A 19,070-nucleotide genomic window follows, 5' to 3' on the forward strand; every position below is an offset into this window, starting at 1 on the left:
CCTCTTGAAATATTTATGCACCATTTACTTTTAGTATACTAACAAAAAGTCTACAATATTTGTCCAGCTAAATAAAGAACGTAAGCTAGAATTAAAAAAACCGCAATAAGGGCTGTTTCTATGAATCCTTTCCATTTACTATTTTTTTTCACAGCTCGGTAATTATTTGCTCGATTTTTACCGTTCGTTGCAGTATTTACCCTTGCTGTTTTTTGCTGATAGCGGTAGTGATTTGCAGGATTTGTTTGGTTATTTACCCGATCTTGTTGCGGACGCTCGTTCTGTGACCCGATTACCTTAATTAGATCAACACGCATCTCTATCGCTGTTTTATAGCGTCCCTGCAAAGCTGATATAATAACTTTTTCAAACCTTTTAAGTATAGGCTTAGATTGTATAGCTCTTGTTAGTTGCGGTAAATGCTGACTTGTTTCACTTCTTTTTGAGAAACGTGTAGGATAACCTCCAGCATTAATCATTATCATCGCCACTGCGAATAAATCATATGATGGCTCCGCTCTTCTCGAACCAAGACCCCAATAACCTCTATCAAAAAACTCTGTGTACTCCTTGATTGATCTTCCTTGGATTGTTGTACCCCCGACATCCAACCACCGAATTCTAGATGGCGGACCCACTACCAATAAGTTATCAGGCTTTAAATCACCAAATACCCATCCCTCGTTATGAAGACGATCTAAGTCAGCTAACAATTGTAGCATTAGAACGCCCAACCACTCATCTCCATTATTCTCAATAAATTTAAGAAGGTTTGTACCTTTTAAATACTCCATTACATAAAACGGAATCGCTTTACTATTTCCTGGTCTAATCCAATCATCTACATCTAACAAAGAAGGTCCAAGGCAGCCCTGGACCTTAGAGAAGTGTCTTAGTACATTTACCTCTGATGTTATCGCCATACTATCTGAACTTATTTTCAGCGCTACTAACCCTTGATCACTTTCAGCTAAGTAAACGTAACCTGTCGCACCATAGCCAAGTGCTTTTATCACACGATAACTATGATGATGCCATTTACCGCTTATAATCGTTCCAACTTCTATTTTAAATTCCGGATTCTTCGATGTATTCATCACGTGAGATCATACTCCTTAATGATCTTTGTTTCTTGGATTTGAAGAATTGAATAGCTTCCTTAAGAGCAGGACCAGTTGGAGTAATCCCACCGGAAGTTAGTTTTGGAAATACACTAGAAATAGAATCTAGTTTCGGTCTCCAATCTAATATTTTTTCAACATCTTTCCTTTTCCCGGGAAATGCAAAGATAGAGAACTGATTTTGTCCAATCCTTGAATTCAAACTAATTGATAAATCGAAAAGTGCCTCCTTTACGGTCGGTAGTTTATCTCTCATACTAGCACTTGTATCAACGAGTATCAGCACCTCCAAATCTACTGTTTCACCTAATTCATCGACAACTTCCATCACTTCACCGCGCTTTTCTGGCGGCAGATCTTCCATCGTACCACTATTCCCTAATATTTGCTTTAACTCAGAATTCACCACCCCTTGCAGTGTTTGCGTCATCGCTTTTCTTGTAACCATCTGAACCGTTTGAGAAAGCTGTTGTGAAAATACGATTTGACTAATACCGCCCCCACTCATTGCAATTCCGTCTATCTCGTTTCTTCCATCGTCACCTACATTATCATTTTGCATAACTCCAATAACGTTAACAGTTATTCCTTGCTCTTTCGCGAGCGCTGCCATTGCAATTGGATCTTCCCCTGTATTTGAACATCCATCAGTAATAAGCAATATTTGCTTTAAAGTCCCTTTTTTCATACCTAATCTCCTCCTCAATTTACTAGTATCCATTTTCGACGAATAAAAAAATAAATATACGTAAATACTAGTCTAAAAGTGATGAGATTCAATTTTAGGCACAACATCTGGACTATACTAACATATTTAATAATTACCTTATTGCATTATTGGGCTTTTTTACGTGGGTAAACCGGTATAGACGCCCACCGTGGTGTATTATGTTGGATTTTAGCTACTATTACAGTCATATCATCAGCTATTTGCCCTCCTGTCCTAATAACTTCTTCTAAAATAATATCGGCAATTTCTTGTGGGTCGTTGGATTTAATTTCCTTTAACTTTCTCTTCATCCATACATCATAATTCTCCACATGTTTCGGTCCTTCAAAAACGCCGTCACTCATCATGATTAATAAATCACCTGATTTTAACTGATCACTTACTACATCAACATCAAACTCTTGGATGATCCCCATTGGTAAGTTACTAGATTCTACCTTTTTTACACTATCCCCTCTTTTAATAAAACTTGGCGAAGAACCAATTTTTAAAAATTTCACGTTTGCATCCTGTAGATCTATCATCGCTAAATCTAAAGTGGAAAAAATCTCATCAGTTGTCCGAAGTGATAACACCGAATTAACCGATTTAATAGCTACCTTTTCCTCGATTCCAGACTGAAGAATTTTTTGAAGTAACACTAGTGTTTCATTGCTTTCAAGATGTGCTCGTTCACCATTTCCCATTCCATCGCTTATGGCGATCGCATATTTCCCTGCACCTAACTCAATCGTAGAATAACTATCTCCGGATATAAACATTCCTCCTTTTGCAGCATGAGCAACTCCGGTATCAACAACATAGGCTCGTGCTGATCCTAAAGAAACCTGACAATAGCCATTTGGATATGTTGCACAATCTTCTTTTTTCACAATAATGGTCTCACCTAAAATATCCGATAACATTGGGGCAATTACCTTCTCACACTCTCCACTTCCATTGCAATACGGTATACTTATTTCTATATCAACATTCCCTTCCTTTAAGTTATATATATCAATTTGACCGAGTTCTATCCCCATACTTGACAGCGCTTCCACTAATAATTCTTCCTGATGCTGATGATTTTCACGCTCACGCTGTATCTCTTTCGCAAAATCCTCCATGACTTGCGAAACACCCAATAACTGGTCAGCCACAAGTCTCCTGCTCTCCTTTACTTGTTTGCGTAACTTTTGATTCGCATGATAAAAAGTAAGCTCCTGTTGAATAGTATCCCACACCTTTGGCGAGCGAACACAATGCTTTTCAAACTCCTTTTGTAAAATTCGATTAGGTTGATCCGGTTTTTGTTCACTTTCACGCATAATTTCTACCATATAGTCATAGGTTGTATTAAAGTTCTGTTCCCAACACTTTGTTTTCTTAAAACACGTCTGGCACGTTTTTTCTGTAACGGAGCTTAAGAAGAGGTCTATATCTTTACTATCCTCATCCACATCTGATAATAAGCTTTGGTTATTGAAACTATTAGATAGAGTCTGAAATAGGTTGGAAAATTGCTCTACACGCTTGGCAGTAACATCTCTAATTTTCCGTAAATATAATTGCTGCTCTTGGGCATGTTCTTCTGTACCTGGAATATAGCGCGCTAGCTTAGAGATTGCATTTTGTGGGGTTATGAAAAATAGTAACATCGCAATACACGATTCAATAAACGTCGGTAAAATATCGTTTGTACCCTCGCCATATAAACCAATTAAAAGGGTACCGATTAACAATCCCACCCCAACACCAAACTTTTTACCATCTTTTAATAAACCACCTAATAAGCCCGAAAATGCAAGCAAACTCATTTGGTATAAACTAGCTACATTAGCAAGACTTAAAATTAAGCCTGTTACAACACCTACCGTTGAACCGATAGCAGCACCACCAATAAACGCAAACATAACTACTAAATATCTAGACAATATATGTTCTACTGATAAATCATATACCGTCCAACCAATCGTCCCTGTCAAAACAGATGCCAATAAAATGATAAGACAGATAATTTCTTCATTTTTCAAAGTTTGCTTGCGACGACGAACAGAAAGCAATGGTACACTTTGAATGAATATTAACGTTAATATATAACTTAAGCCTGCTTCTATTCCGCTCATCATCATGTCATAATAAGTGATCTCATGATTTAACACATAAGTTAATGACAACCTTGTCGTTAAACACGACAGCATTACTGTCAACGGGATCATCTTGAGTTTGTCTACGCTTATTTTCAACAATAGTATTTTAAAGATAAAGAACGCTCCGATTGTTCCAAATACAAATCCTGCACTAGGAAGAGAGGTGGATAACGCCCCTAAGACGACAGCAATTGCTGCTTGGCCTGCTTTTTCTTTACGCATTAAATAAACCGCTGCAAAATAAGGCAAAGCAAATGGCGCAATTTTCGCTAGAATAAAAGCCCGTCCAAGTAAAAAGCCTACCATTAGAAGAAGTAAACCTTTTTTCACAAAAATACTCTCCAACCGTGCAGCTAGTTGTCCAATAAAACGTTCAAAAAATTGGTTTGATTGTGCAGGAATGGCTAATTCCCTCTCTATTTTTTGTTGCATACCCAACACTCCTTTGTATTAGAATAGTTGCTTTCTATTTAATCACAAGAATTATTCGCTTTTTGTCAAAACAACAGAAAGAAACTATAAAAGTGTTCGACGAGTTTTTAACTGGATTGTCAAAATAACTCGGCTAGCGTATGCAATTGTTCCTAATATTTGTAGGAAAATGCGAATTGCCGTCAGTTAAATCATATTCTCAACTGGTTTTACACATAGATTATTAACATATTATGGATAAAATTGACGAATAAAAACTTACATATTTACTATTTTAATAGTTGAATTTATACAATTTTTGAAAAGTCTTTAGAAACCATGAAGTTTCGTGACTTTGATAATAGAAACACGTTATTTGTCCCATGATAAATTTAGAACATTAACTTTCTTGAAGACAGCAAAAGAACCATTGTCATAATGACAATGGTTCTTTTCATAGTTTTACTATATATGACCCGTACGGGATTCGAACCCGTGTTACCGCCGTGAAAGGGCGGTGTCTTAACCGCTTGACCAACGGGCCATTATTTTAATAGTTTGGTAGCGGCGGAGGGGATCGAACCCCCGACCTTACGGGTATGAACCGTACGCTCTAGCCAGCTGAGCTACACCGCCATAGATTTATTTAAAATGCACAAGAAATAATATATAAAATATAGTTAACATTGTCAATACTATTTTAACTAAATGCAAAAATAACCCTTAGGGATTCGGCCGTAGAGCGAGCATGTTGTTTAAAAATATAGCCGGACATCTATTCCGTTATTTGCGTTTCACAGAGGTATTTTTGGGTTTCACGGACTTTTGCTCCGCTATTGCACGTATATAGATGTACTTTCTATTGTTTTTTGGTTAATAGAGGATTCAATGTCCGGTTAACTTTTATTACCAGCTCTTTTTGTGAAAATAAAGGCCTATTTGTCCGCAATTATACGTATCCGGACATTTATTCCGTTATTTGCGTTTCACAGAGGTTAATTGGTATTTCACGGACATACGGTCCCCTATTGCAATCAAAAGGAGCCTTTTTCTATTGTTTTTTGGTTAATAGAGGATTCAATGTCCGGTTAACTTTTATTACCAGCTCTTTTTGTGAAAATAAGGGCCTATTTGTCCGCAATTATACGCATCCGGACATCTATTCCGTTATTTGCGTTTCACACAAGCTTTTGGGCGTTTCACGGACATATGATCCCCTATTGCAACCAAAAGGAGCCTTTTTCTATTGTTTTTTGGTTAATAAAGGATTCAATGTCCGGCTAACTTTTGACTCATGCTCTTTTTGTGAAAATAAGGGCTTATTTGGCCGCAATAGATTCATTTGGCTGTGAACTTCATATGAACCACAGCTTATCCCTCACCACCCAGGCAATTCCCGAAAATAATTCTTTGAGCCAAACAAACAAATATGAAGTTTAAATTTTCTCACTTAAAAATAAGAAAGCGCCCCTAGGGGCGCATATTTCATATCCTGCTATTTATAGCATAAGCAGCAAGTTATTGTATTAACCTTTTCTTGCTCCACGGCCACCGCGTTTTGATTCAGTGTGACGCTTTAGTGACGCAAGTCGATCTTCACTATCTTTTAAAAAGCGAGACATTTTTTGTTCAAAGGATTCACCAGTTGGCGCTCCACCACGTTTATCTGCTTTAAAATTACGGGGACGCTGCGGACGTTGCGGACGGTCTCCACGATCCGGGCGCTGGAATCGCTCAGGTTGTTCTTGTTCTTTTGCTTTTTTAATTGATAAACCAATTTTACCATCACTCTCAACATTCAGTACCTTTACTAATACCTCGTCGCCAACTTTTAAAAACTCGTTAATATCCTTAACATAGTTGTCAGCAACTTCACTGATGTGAACAAGACCTGTTGAGCCTTCTGGCAGCTCCACAAACGCTCCGAAATTAGTGATTCCTGTTACCTTACCTTGTAACTTGCTGCCTACTTCGATTGACATAAAAAAATTGCTCCTCCTTGAAAATTAAAAAATCATTTTAGTCTATTATACTAAAGTTTAAAATTATGTGTCAATAAGGCGAATACCTATCTAAGGAAGCTTAAATATGATTTCCCCTTCTTCAGAAAGGAAGTATTCACTTCGAGCTAACTTCGCAACGTATTCTGGATCATTTAACTTAACAATCTCTTCCCTGTGTAGCTTTTCCTGTTTTTGGAGATTTGCAAATTGCTGTTCCAGCTCTTGCTTTTCAGCATTTTTTGTCTCGATAATCTTAGCTTGAGAAATAGTTGTTGTTACAATAAATGTAGACAGGATGATCGCTAACAATCCCAAGACCATTAATCTACGATAGAGACCCCGGCGCTGTTTTTTCGTCTCATGTTGTTTATCTTCATGTTCACTTATGTAATTAGAATTTATCGTTTGTATCTTCCGATTACGTGCGGTCTCCATCGCACCAGAGCCCCCTTACTTACGTATTTTTTTCCACCATTTTAATAGTGTATTCTTTATATTTATTAAAATCCCTGCCTTTGTTAATAAAAAGATTTTATTTTTTTGTGAAAAAAACCGCCATATTAGTTGAAAAATCCACTTAAATGGTGTAATTACAATCTTTATCGTCAAGTTTAATAGCTTTAATGTCAATTGAAATATTTTAATAGCAACGTTTCCTAAAAAAAGTCCGATAACAATTAACAATTTAATTAGTGCTTGTATGGGTCTTACTATTATTAAAATTAATAGACGATAGAAAAATTGATATATGCGAATCGAAAGCTTAATTAATATTTCAAGGAGTTTTAAATATAAACTTTTAAAAAGACTTTGATAGGCAGCATACCCACATAGCATCGCTAACCAGATATAAAAGCGAATTTCACCTTCATTTACATATAATAAAACATAGAATACTAACAAGGCCTGTACAATCCAAAATAAAATATCATTAACAAACACAAACCAGGAGACACGGTTAGGCCGCTTGAGGAAGCGGCCATATGTATCAAGAGCAAGCCCTATCCATCCACCCATTATTATCATTGATATCATTGTAGTGAATTGGACAGTTAGACTCATTTGAACAGCTTGCTAAAGAATCCTTTAGCTTTCTCCCCGTGCTGATCATCTAAATAAGTAAATCCGTTTATTCTACCTCTAATTGTTACAATGCCTTGATCAACGTCTAAGTTTTTCATTTGTAAATTTTGACCGCGAATAACTAAGAAACCCATTACTGTTTCTAATAGAAATTCCTCATTATCAAAGCTTTCCACTTGTTTAACGCCAGATATTTCAAGCGCCTTTCTCCCCTTCATGATCACGTCATGTTGAGGTGTTGATTTAGGCGAATTACCCATATCGTAATATTTGTCCATAGATTAGCCCTCCTATTTTATATGTAATAAATGGCAATTGTAAAGAGTCTTTTTTCCCTTTTGATTATTTAAGTTGACTTGCTATTAAAACTATATGTTGGGGGCTATTAATTTAGACCAAGCTATCGTGCATAAAAGGAAATTCAATTATTAAACAAGCTACGGCTTTTCTACATAGGGGTCTTATTAATTCCCAATATAAAAAAAAGAAACCATCCTAAACAATTAGAATGGTTCGTTTTGAAATATATCATTATTAGCTATACGTTCTTCCTTTAAGACTGTATACATTGATGCTGCATCTTCTTTTTTTGTTGTATCCTTGATGTTTTCAATTTTTACAGTGACATGTTTTTGACCGAACTTTATTACAAGTTCATCGCCAACCTTTACGTTAGAACTAGCTTTTGCAGCAATGCCATTTATTGATATTCTCCCTTGGTCTGCAACCTCTTTTGCTAAGGTTCTTCGTTTTATAAGTCTTGAAACCTTAAGGAATTTATCTAATCTCATCTGCATGACTTTCCCCCCTTACAATTGATTTTTCTTAGCCTCTTCCCATATCTCATCTAGCTCATCCAGGGTTAAGCTTGTCATATCTTTCCCCTTTTGTTTCACAGTTTGTTCGATAAAGCGAAATCGATTATAAAATTTAAAGTTAGTAGCGCGTAGCCCCTCTTCGGGATCAATTTTATAATAACGGGCTATATTTACAAGTGCAAAGATAATATCTCCAAACTCTTGTTCAACCTTATTCTTATCTTCATTATCTATTTCGGCACGAAATTCTTCTAACTCTTCCTTCACTTTAGCCCACATTGGTTCTACATCTTTCCAGTCGAAACCAACCTTTGCTGCCTTTTTTTGCAACTCATACGCGCGATATAAACTAGGTAACTCTTTCGGAATCCCATCAAGGATCGAAGTTTCAGCAGACTCTTGTTTCTCTTGTTTTTTAATTTCTTCCCAATTAACTACTACTTCATCTGCAGAATTAACGTCCGTATCTCCAAAAACATGCGGGTGTCGACGAATCATCTTTTCAGTAATAGATCGAATTACATCATGAATGGAGAAATACCCGTCATCTTCACCAATTTGAGAATGGAGCATAACCTGAAGGAGAACATCACCAAGTTCTTCGACTATTAATTCATCATCCTGCTTATCAATAGCATCCAATACTTCATATGTTTCTTCCACCAAGTATTTCTTCAGAGACTCATGCGTTTGTTCACGATCCCATGGACAACCATTTGGCCCCCTTAATGTTGCAATTACTTCTCTTAGCATTTGAAAATCTTGATATAAAATCGATTCATCTTGAACTGGCGGAACATACACGCTTGTTAAGTTGCTTAAATGTGCGACATGATCTAATTGATAAACTGGAACTCGTTTGATTTCTTGCTGATCCGTACCGGCTGCTGTAACAAGTACCACTTCATAATCATCTGGGAGTCGCTCCATTAACGATAATTTTACTTCTGAGGCAATGAATGCATCATATACCTGACTAATAATAACATGCTGTCTTAACTGCAAATCTGAATCATGAAGGTCAGTGCCATCCAAAAATTGAAATCCTTCAACTGGGTCTACGTTCAAAGCCGTGAACATAGCATCTAAAAAGCTTTGGCCGCCTTTGATGGTTACTGTACAATTTTGTTCATCTGCTTTTTCCAATAATAATTTTACTGTTCTCTCAGCTACAATCGGATGACCGGGAACTGCGTACGTAACATCCTCTGTTTTCGCCTTGTTAAAAAGCGTAGCAACAATTTCCTCATATACGGACTCAAAGTTTTCAAATTTTTCATACACAGCATCAAACGATTCGAAGGCTACACCTTCATTCACTAACTGTGGTACTATAGGATGTTCTTTCGTTCTCAAATACAAGCCAGTATTTGTATTTTTCAACGTACGGTAAACACCTAGCGGCAATTGTTCAAGGTCTCCAGCCCCTAAGCCAATTATTGTAATAGAATGACTCATTGTAAAAACCCCCTATCCTAATGGATATACTTAAATTTTTATATCCTTGACTTTGACTCGAGTCTTTTCCCAAACGGTAATGCTTGTATTTCACTTTTAGAAAATACATTTGTTTTATAAATTATTACAATGTAAACTAATCCACCGACAACAACCCCTGATAATGCTTCAAATGCTGCTGTCCACCTCTGCTCTACATTGAGCTGGAAGATGCTATTTAGAAGGTATTGGTAGCCAAATAAAACCAATATCATTACAAATCCTGCTAAGGTTGTTTTAAATAGCTGAGTACCGAAAAAATGAAATTTTAACTTTTTTATTAGATAATTTAAGTTTAGAGCTGTTGTAACCATAAAAGCAATCACGGTGGCAACTGCAGCTCCTACCGTTCCAAAACTGGGAATCAATAAAGTATTTAGAATTAGCTTTGTGACCACACCTACGACCACAAAAACTGCTGGCAGCCAGCTTTTATCTAAACCTTGGATGATGGCTGTTGTGGTCATTGTAATTGAACTAAACAAAATAGTAACCGCTAATATAGAAAGAACCTCAAAGCCATTTGTATTTTCAAAAAGCATAACATTCGTTGGCTTAATAATTCCAATTAACCCTAGGGCTGCTCCTAATCCAAATACAACACTTACCCTAATTGCTAATTGTACCTTTTCCTGAATATATGTATAATCATTTCTTACTTTTGCACTTGATATTAGTGGTACCAATGCTAAAGATAAAGATGTCGATACAACGGTTCCTAACTGTATTAATGGTTGTCCGCGGTCATAAATTCCTTTAGCAACTTTCCCATCAATAGCAGAAAGTAACCCGCTATTTACTACATTCGAGTAAATCGTCATTGCATCCACTAATTGTAGCAATATTAAAAACAAACTGCTAATGCAAATAGTAAAACCTTGACCTATTAATACCTTCACTATTGATGAGCTTATCCTTACATTATTTGTCTTTTTGACAAGATCGAGATTGCTACGATTTTTGACAAAATAATGAATCAGAATGAAAATTGAACAAAAGCCACCTGTTATAGATCCAAAAACAGCTCCCGCACTGCTAATATATATGGAGTACCCATTTGTTAAAAGCAAATAAGAAAATACAAGAATAGTAGTAACCCGAACAGTTTGTTCTCCTACTTGAGATACAGCAGTTGGTGTCATATTATTATATCCCTGAAAATAACCGCGTAATACAGATAACGTCGGCACAAATAAAAATGAAAAGGCTACAACCTTCAACGGTATTACAAGCTCCGAATCACCCATATAGTTAGCCAAACGCTCTGCTCCCGCATAAAGAGATAAAAATACAACGGTGCATAACACCGAAAGAAATACAAATGACACGACAATAATAGTGCGAATCCCCTCTTTCTTCGAGTTGTCCTCAAGTTGCTCAGCAACTAACTTTGAAATAATTACAGGAAAACCGTAAGTTGATAGCACTAGAGCTATCCCATAAAAAGGATAAACCTGCTGATAAATATAAAAACCTATATCTCCAGCTATATTTTGAAAAGGAATGCGGTAAATTGCACTTAATATTTTGGAGATAATCCCAGCAACCGTCAAAACAAGCGCACTTTTTAAAATAAGCTGTTCGTTGCTACTTCCAACTCTCAAATGTCCACTACCTCCGATAATAATTCAACGAGCGTATTATATCACATAATTTGTCATTAAACCTTTCATAACTGTATAGGGGAGGTACTATGTGATACCTCGGAAGCACTTTCCCACGATTATGGGCTCAATGCCTCAATGATCAGATGGCCTTTTATTCAATTCTAATAAAGTAAGAGGGTTTAATAGAGAATTGCCTGTATTGGGGGTGCAGATTAATTGGATAAGGAGCTTTACCGGGTTTTCTATCAGAATCACGACCGGATTCTGACTCGAAAATGAACTTTACCAGATTTCCTGTCAGAATTGAGAATTTCACGGTTTCCTGTCAGAATCAAAGCACGGTCTGACTCAAAATCGAGCTTTTCACCTTTTCCTGTCAGAATCACAGTACATTTCTGACTCAATATCGAACTTTTCACGGTTTCCTGTCAGAATCACAGCACGGTTCTGACTCAATATCGAACTTTTCACCTTTTCCTGTCAGAATCACAGCATGGTTCTGACTCAATATCGAACTTTTCACCTTTTCCTGTCAGAATCCTAGCACGGTTCTGACTCTAAATTGAGCCTTTCACCTTTTCCTGTCAGAATAAAAGCACGGTTCTGACTCTAAATTGAGCTTTTCACCTTTTCCTGTCAGAATCAAAGCATGGTTCTGACTCAATATCGAACTTTTCACCTTTTCCTGTCAGAATCATAGCACGGTTCTGACTCAATACCGAACTTTTCACGGTTTCCTGTCAGAATCACAGCACGATTGTGACTCAAAATTGAGCTTTTCACGGTTTCCTGTCAGAATCACAGCATGGTTCTGACTCAATATCGAACTTTTCACCTTTTCCTGTCAAGAATCATAACCCGGTTCTGACTCAATATCGAACCTTTCACAGTTTCCTGTCAGAATCAAAGCCCGATTCTGACTCAAAATTGAGAATTTCACGGTTTCCTGTCAGAATCATAGCACGGTTCTGACTCAATATCGAACTTTTCACCTTTTCCTGTCAGAATAAAAGCACGGTTCTGACTCAATATCGAACTTTTCACGGTTTCCTGTCAGAATCAAAGCACGGTTCTGACTCAATATCGAACCTTTCACCTTTTCCTGTCAGAATCAAAGCCCGGTTCTGACTCAATATCGAACTTTTCACGGTTTCCTGTCAGAATCAAAGCACGGTTCTGACTCAATATCGAACTTTTCACGGTTTCCTGTCAGAATCAAAGCACGGTTCTGACTCAATATCGAACTTTTCACGGTTTCCTGTCAGAATCAAAGCACGGTTCTGACTCAAAATTGGGAATTTCACCTTTTCCTGTCAGAATCATAACCCGATTCTGACTCAATATCGAACTTTCCACCTTCTCCTGTCTGAATCACAACCGGTTTTTCTGACTCCATACCGAGCTTACCCCAAACTCCTGTCTAAATCACAGCCCCATTCTAGACGCTGGGGTATACAAGTACGTCCAAAAGTAGTAAAAAAGAAGACAGCAGCGCTGCCTTCTTCTTTTATGATATAACTATGAATTTTGATTTAGGGTAAGTACATTTTGAGTACAAATTATGTCGTTATTGCTCCATTTGTCTTGCAAGAAAGCTTGCTGCAGTTTCAGCTGCTTTTTGCTCTACTTCTCCAACTACTTTACCTTCTTTGCCAAGAATGACGACAGCACCTATAGGATCTCCATTAGCTACAATAGGGCCAATTACATGTGATGATATTTTTTCTGAGACGCCATCAATTAACTCAATTTCTTTTTCTGAAGTCTCAAGGATAACTTGGCGATCTTCCATCGCCTTCTCGATAACAGTACCTACATTTCGATTTAGATATTCCTTCTTGGAACCTCCAGCAACAGAAATGAATGTATCTCGGTCTGTTATTAATACAACAAGCCCTAAGCTGTCATAGAGTGCTTCAGAATATTCTTTTGCAAAATCACTTAATTCGCTGATTGGTGAATATTTCTTTAAGATTACTTCTCCATCACGATCGACGAAAATTTCCAATGGATCTCCTTCACGGATTCGTAATGTTCTTCTTATTTCTTTCGGTATAACAACTCTCCCTAAATCATCAATTCGACGAACGATACCAGTTGCCTTCATTCTAGATGCCTCACTTTCATCTGATGATTGAAAATTATTGGTGATCAAGTTGTGTAACACCTTGTATTGAAGAAATCACCATTTTCTTGATCTTATTATCCTACACCTTTTCAGTTCTATTCATAATGAAAGTTAATTTCAATAATATTTGGCAAGGGAATAATTTCCAACCGGTATCTAAACAGCTTCCTTCTCAAGTTCTGATAGCTTTTCTAAAAACTGTTTAATTATATTTAGCTGATCATGAATTGATTGACCTTTGTTCTCGACAATAATTTTAAGCTTTTCCTTTTGCTCATCCTGACCTAATCGAATCCAATTAATGAAATCACTCGATAACTTAACAACCTTTTCTACTTGTTTTGGTTGTCCATCCATCAATAGAGTAATCTCATTCTTCTTTTGAATAATCGACTCAATGCCTTCTTGTTTCGCATAAATTTTTAATTTTGAGATTTCAAATAAGTACTCAACTTCCTTAGGGAACTCACCAAAGCGGTCAATCATTTCATCCTGTAAGTCTTGAACCTCTTCTACTGTGTCAAGCGTACGGAAACGTTTATACATGTCAACTTTTTGCTTTGCATCATCGATATAATCACTTGGTATATATGCATCAAGCTCAATATTGATTTCAACATCCTTTTGTTTGACCTTTTCCTCTGGGTTACCTTTACGTTCCTCAATCGCTTCTGCCAACATTTGAGAATACAAATCAAATCCAACAGAGTCAATGAAACCATGTTGCTCTGCACCTAATAAGTTTCCTGCTCCACGGATAGATAAATCCCGCATCGCAATTTTAAATCCGGAGCCTAATTCAGTAAATTCTTTGATAGCTTGAAGTCTTTTTTCAGCAACTTCAGTTAAAACCTTATCTTTCTGATACGTAAAATATGCATACGCAACACGGTTTGAACGTCCAACGCGCCCTCTAAGCTGATACAGTTGAGATAGTCCCATTTTATCAGCATCATGAACAATAAGTGTATTTACATTTGGAATATCTACACCCGTCTCAATAATGGTCGTACTTACGAGTACATCAAACTCTCCCTCTAAAAATCCTAAAATGACAGACTCAAGTTCATTTTCATTCATTTTCCCATGGGCATACGTTACCCGCGCATCAGGAACAAGCATCGAAATTTCTTCTGCCTTTTTCTCAATATCCTCGACACGATTATATAAGTAATAGATCTGCCCTTCACGTGCCAACTCGCGTTCAATCGCTTCTCGAATTACACCAGGATTTGATTCAACGACATACGTTTGAATCGGAAAGCGATTTTCCGGTGGTGTTTCAATTACTGATAAATCACGGACACCGAGCATTGACATGTGTAACGTCCGCGGTATTGGTGTAGCTGTTAATGTTAGTACATCAACATTCGCTTTTAATTTTTTAATTTTTTCCTTATGTGTGACACCAAAACGTTGTTCTTCGTCAATAACCAATAAACCTAAATCTTTATAAATAATATCCTTAGAAAGCAAACGATGCGTACCAACAACAACATCTACAGTTCCTGCCTTTAAACCCTTAATTGTTTCTGTTTGTTGTTTACGTGATCTGAATCTACTCAATAATCCAACTTCAATAGGAAACCCTTGAAAGCGTTCTCTTATCGTTTCATAATGCTGTTGAGCTAATATCGTTGTTGGCACTAAGAAAGCAACCTGCTTTCCATCCATTATAGCTTTAAAAACAGCCCGTATTGCTACTTCTGTTTTACCGTATCCTACATCACCACAAAGTAAGCGGTCCATCGGGCGTTCACTTTCCATATCTTTTTTAATCTCTTCAATACAACGCAATTGATCTTCCGTCTCTTGATATGCGAACGATGCTTCTAATTCGCGCATTTCCTCTCCATCAACTGCATAAGCATGCCCTTTGCTTGCTTCACGCTCTGCATATAGCTTAATTAAGTCATCTGCGATATTTTGAACAGACTTTTGTACTTTGTTTTTAACTTTCTTCCAATCTGTACCGCCAAGTTTATAAACCTTTGGCTCTTTACCTTCAGAAGCCACAAATTTTTGCACCTGGTCAATTTGTTCTACTGGGACATAGAGTTTGTCATTACCTTGATATTTAATATGGAGATAATCTTTATGAATCCCATTAATCTCCAGAGTTTCAATTCCTAAATACTTCCCGATACCGTGATTAATGTGAACAACGTAATCTCCTACTTTAAGCTCCGAATAGCTTTTAATCCGTTCAGCATTAGAAAGCTTTTGTCTACGTTTCTGTTTTTTTGCCTTTTTCTTAAACAGCTCTTCTTCTGTTATGACAGCTAAATGCTGCATTGGAAGTTCAAATCCTGTACTTAAATCACCTTTTATAATTTGAAAGCGATTTATAGATAATGGGGAATTCTCTGACAATACATCTGCCTCAATATCAAAGTCCGATAGAACATTAGCTAGTTTGTTGACTCTTTCTTCATTTGCCGCAATAAATACAACGGCATAATGTCCTTTCACCCAACGATCTAATTCACCTTTAAGCACATCCATTTGGCCATGGAAATTCTGCATCGATTTACAGGTTAAATTAATTATATTTTCTGGATGTGTATGTGGAACATGTCGTAGGAAAAGAGATAAGTAGAGTAAAGGTTTATTTGCCTTCTCTAATAATTCATGAAAATGATGGTGCATCGATAAATCAACAACTGTTTCCCCTTGTTGAATCAACGATGTTTGCCACTCAGCTTCTTCCTTATCTAAATTTTGAGACATTTCCTGAATTCGACTTATCTCATCCATAATAACTAGACCTTTATTAGGAAGGAAGTCTAGTAAACTAGCACCCCGATCATAAAACATTTCCATATATTTATACATTTGTTGAAAGGTTTGTTTGCTCTTCAACTGTTCAATTTCATGTGTAATATTTTCAAGAAGCGCTTCCTTTGCTGCCTGATCTTTAACCTTTTTTAAGCTTTTTGCAAGGCCTTTCTCAAGCTGTTGAGCACCCTTTTCAAAATGTTCATCAAACAATATCACTTCTGATGCAGGACCAATCATTATTGTTTCACGTGTCTCAAGCGATCGTTGATCCTCAATATCGAAATGTCTAATTGAATCTATTTCTGTATCAAATAGCTCGATCCGAATAGGCATTTCTTCAGTTAGCGGGTAAATATCGATTATCCCACCGCGAATACTAAACTCCCCTGGAGTCGATACCATTGAAGCACGTTCATAGCCCATATTTACAAGCTTTAATAAAAAGGAGTCTACGTCAATATCTTCGCCAATGTTAAGATTGATTTGACTTTTCTTCCAGATTTCTAGTGGTGGAAGTATTCTTCTTAATCCCGCTACTGGTGCAATCATAATACCTTTATTTTCATTACACCAATAGTTTAGTGCTTCTAATCGTTGTCCTTTTAGTTCTGGACTTGCAATAGCAATTTCTGATGCAATTAATTCATTAACTGGGTATAAATAAACTTCATCTTCACCAATTAACTCAATTAGATCATCGTATATTTTTTGAGCCTGATATAAATTATGTGTGATTATTAATTGTGGTCTTTTTGTTTCTTTGTATAAGGTAGCCATAAAAAGGGTTCTGGCAGATCCAGATAAACCAGCAACTAGCTGTTCCCTTAGACCTTCCTCGAAACCGTTAGCGACCGTCATAACTTCGCTGTTATTTAGAAAAAAGGACTGTAAACCTTGCAACTTTATTCCTCCCCGTTACAAATACCAAAGCAGCTGCATAGCTATACTAGCTAATTGCAAATAGAAAAATGCTTTGGTTAATACCAAAGCGACTTATCTGTATTTTTTTATTGAATAAATGTATGTAGTGAATGATAATCCGGATTTCTCTCTAACGCTTCCTGACAATCTTCACAAATTGCTTTCACATTAATATCTCCATTTGAATCATATTGTAACATATCTAATCGTTCTTCATCATTCAATAACTCAAATCCTAGGGCTCTTGATTCAATATTCGGTATGTCTACCTCGCCCATGTGAACGTTGCAATGCCTGCATTGATATCGTATAGGCATAGTAATCCTCCTTCAAGGCAATCTTTATTATAGTATGATCACCCAAAGGAAATAATATACATTGTTAGCTATCACTTTGCTTATTAAACTCATTCATCACTTCAACAAATGGACTTGTTAACCACTTTTCACATGCGTCTGCAGATTTAACTATAGCGTTTTCAATTGTAGGGCGCTCCTCAGCACCAAACACTCCTAGGACATAGTCTGGAACTCTCATACCATTTGTAGGACGGTCTATCCCTATTCTTATTCGCTTAAAAGTTTGTGTACCTAAGTGCTGGATCGTTGATTTAATTCCATTATGTCCTCCAGCGCTACCCTTCGTTCTTAAGCGAATACTTCCTGTCGGCAAATCCAAATCATCATAGATAACTATAACATCTTCAAGCTCAATATCATAATAATCCATTAGCGGTTTAATAGATTCTCCAGATAAATTCATATATGTTAAGGGCTTTAATAAAATTACCTTTTCTCCATTGATGATTCCGGATCCATATAATCCTTTAAATTTCTCTTTATTAAGCGGCAAATTCCACCGTTTAGATAATTCATCTATAACCATAAATCCTACATTATGCCTTGTTTTCTCATAATCTTTCCCAGGATTACCCAACCCAATAAAGTATTTCACGTTTTAAATCCTCTCTTTACATTTTACTTACTATAATCTTTATTATAGCCATAAATTAGAAAAAGTGTAAGCATCTTAATAATCGCTGATCATTTAATGATGAAATAGACAACTACATAAGCTAGCTTATCCAACATGAATAAACAGCAATCCTGATTTAAAGAAAAACGTAAATTAAAAGACGTAACCATTGTCTAAACAATGGTTACGTCCTAGTATATCATTATTCTTCTGTTTCTTGCGAATTCTCTGTTGTAGCCTCAATATTTCCATCCGCTTGAACTTCTCCGGTATTCACTTCTTTTTCCAACTTAGGTTGTAGGATTGAAGCAATTACAGTATTAGCATCATCGAGAACTTCATATTTCCCATCAGTTTGAATATCATTAACCATGATTACATCTCCGATATCCATGTGTGAAATATCAATTTCTATCTTAGGCGGAATAGAAGTTGGTAGTGAACGAACAGATACTTGGTGTAAAGGTTGCTGAAGAACTCCACCTTCCTTGACACCTTGAGCTTCACCAATAAGATGGATATTTACCTCAACATCTACTTTAGAAGACATATTGACAATGTAAAAATCAGCATGCACCACTTCGCCTTTTAAAGGATCTGTTTGAACATCATGTAGCATAACAGATTCCGTATCGCCACCGTCAATTTGGAGTTTTAGAATGCCATTTCGCCCTGATTCCTTCAATGTTTTAAGGAAATCAACAGAATTCAAATAAATATGTTTATTTGGCTTGTCCTTTCCATAAACAACGGCTGGCATTTTCCCTTCACGACGTAGATCTGTTTTTGATGAATTTTTAAAGGTACTTCTTTCTTTTGCGGATAAAGTTGACAAGATAATCACCTTCCCATTGGAATTTTGGTTG

Annotated in this window: 15 protein-coding genes and 2 tRNA genes; all 17 read right to left on the reverse strand. The window is 36.7% G+C overall.

Annotated elements, in window-relative coordinates:
- Nucleotides 1–50 precede the first annotated feature (50 nt).
- Entirely contained in the window at nt 51–1,100 is a 1,050-nt protein-coding gene (locus C1724_RS17110) for a serine/threonine protein kinase (RefSeq protein ID WP_102347985.1), read from the reverse strand.
- Entirely contained in the window at nt 1,069–1,842 is a 774-nt protein-coding gene (locus C1724_RS17115) for a vWA domain-containing protein (protein ID WP_374703470.1), read from the reverse strand. The genes C1724_RS17110 and C1724_RS17115 overlap by 32 nt, the downstream gene beginning before the upstream one ends.
- Before the next feature lie 113 nt (nt 1,843–1,955).
- Complete coding sequence (gene spoIIE, locus C1724_RS17120) at nt 1,956–4,412, reverse strand: stage II sporulation protein E (protein ID WP_102347987.1); 2,457 nt, start codon at nt 4,410–4,412, stop codon at nt 1,956–1,958.
- Between the two features lie 451 nt (nt 4,413–4,863).
- Nucleotides 4,864–4,935: transfer RNA gene (locus C1724_RS17125), tRNA-Glu, on the reverse strand.
- 15 nt (nt 4,936–4,950) lie between these two features.
- A tRNA-Met gene (locus tag C1724_RS17130) sits at nt 4,951–5,027 on the reverse strand.
- Between the two features lie 890 nt (nt 5,028–5,917).
- Nucleotides 5,918–6,373 (reverse strand): S1 domain-containing RNA-binding protein, encoded by a 456-nt coding sequence (locus C1724_RS17135; RefSeq protein WP_102347988.1) that lies wholly within the window; start codon nt 6,371–6,373, stop codon nt 5,918–5,920.
- A 90-nt stretch (nt 6,374–6,463) separates the two neighbouring features.
- A complete protein-coding gene (locus tag C1724_RS17140) occupies nt 6,464–6,829 on the reverse strand; it encodes an FtsB family cell division protein (RefSeq protein ID WP_102347989.1) in 366 nt (121 codons plus the stop codon).
- 15 nt (nt 6,830–6,844) lie between these two features.
- Nucleotides 6,845–7,456, reverse strand: a complete 612-nt coding sequence (yabQ, locus tag C1724_RS17145; RefSeq protein ID WP_102347990.1) for a spore cortex biosynthesis protein YabQ — start codon at nt 7,454–7,456, stop codon at nt 6,845–6,847.
- On the reverse strand, nt 7,453–7,755 hold the full coding sequence (yabP, locus tag C1724_RS17150; protein ID WP_102347991.1) for a sporulation protein YabP: 303 nt from the start codon (nt 7,753–7,755) through the stop codon (nt 7,453–7,455). Before yabP ends, yabQ begins: the two co-directional genes overlap by 4 nt.
- 225 nt (nt 7,756–7,980) lie before the next feature.
- Nucleotides 7,981–8,268 (reverse strand): RNA-binding S4 domain-containing protein, encoded by a 288-nt coding sequence (locus C1724_RS17155; RefSeq protein ID WP_102348353.1) that lies wholly within the window; start codon nt 8,266–8,268, stop codon nt 7,981–7,983.
- Nucleotides 8,269–8,286: 18 nt separating this feature from the next.
- A complete protein-coding gene (gene mazG / locus C1724_RS17160) occupies nt 8,287–9,753 on the reverse strand; it encodes a nucleoside triphosphate pyrophosphohydrolase (protein WP_102347992.1) in 1,467 nt (488 codons plus the stop codon).
- Nucleotides 9,754–9,791: 38 nt separating this feature from the next.
- Nucleotides 9,792–11,396 (reverse strand): putative polysaccharide biosynthesis protein, encoded by a 1,605-nt coding sequence (locus C1724_RS17165; RefSeq protein WP_102347993.1) that lies wholly within the window; start codon nt 11,394–11,396, stop codon nt 9,792–9,794.
- Nucleotides 11,397–12,966: 1,570 nt separating this feature from the next.
- Nucleotides 12,967–13,506 carry a stage V sporulation protein T gene (gene spoVT / locus C1724_RS17170; RefSeq protein ID WP_102348354.1) on the reverse strand — a complete coding sequence of 180 codons (540 nt, stop codon included), beginning with the start codon at nt 13,504–13,506 and terminating at the stop codon, nt 12,967–12,969.
- A 177-nt stretch (nt 13,507–13,683) separates the two neighbouring features.
- Nucleotides 13,684–17,208 carry a transcription-repair coupling factor gene (gene mfd, locus C1724_RS17175; protein WP_102347994.1) on the reverse strand — a complete coding sequence of 1,175 codons (3,525 nt, stop codon included), beginning with the start codon at nt 17,206–17,208 and terminating at the stop codon, nt 13,684–13,686.
- Between the two features lie 107 nt (nt 17,209–17,315).
- Complete coding sequence (locus tag C1724_RS17180; protein WP_102347995.1) at nt 17,316–17,546, reverse strand: anti-sigma-F factor Fin family protein; 231 nt, start codon at nt 17,544–17,546, stop codon at nt 17,316–17,318.
- Between the two features lie 64 nt (nt 17,547–17,610).
- Nucleotides 17,611–18,183, reverse strand: coding sequence for an aminoacyl-tRNA hydrolase (gene pth / locus C1724_RS17185; RefSeq protein ID WP_102347996.1), 573 nt, complete (start codon nt 18,181–18,183; stop codon nt 17,611–17,613).
- 223 nt (nt 18,184–18,406) lie between these two features.
- Entirely contained in the window at nt 18,407–19,039 is a 633-nt protein-coding gene (locus C1724_RS17190; RefSeq protein ID WP_374703471.1) for a 50S ribosomal protein L25/general stress protein Ctc, read from the reverse strand.
- Between the last annotated feature and the right edge of the window lie 31 nt (nt 19,040–19,070).

This window comes from Bacillus sp. Marseille-P3661 (genome assembly GCF_900240995.1).
In the GTDB taxonomy this organism is placed as follows: Bacteria; Bacillota; Bacilli; order Bacillales; family Bacillaceae_J; genus OESV01.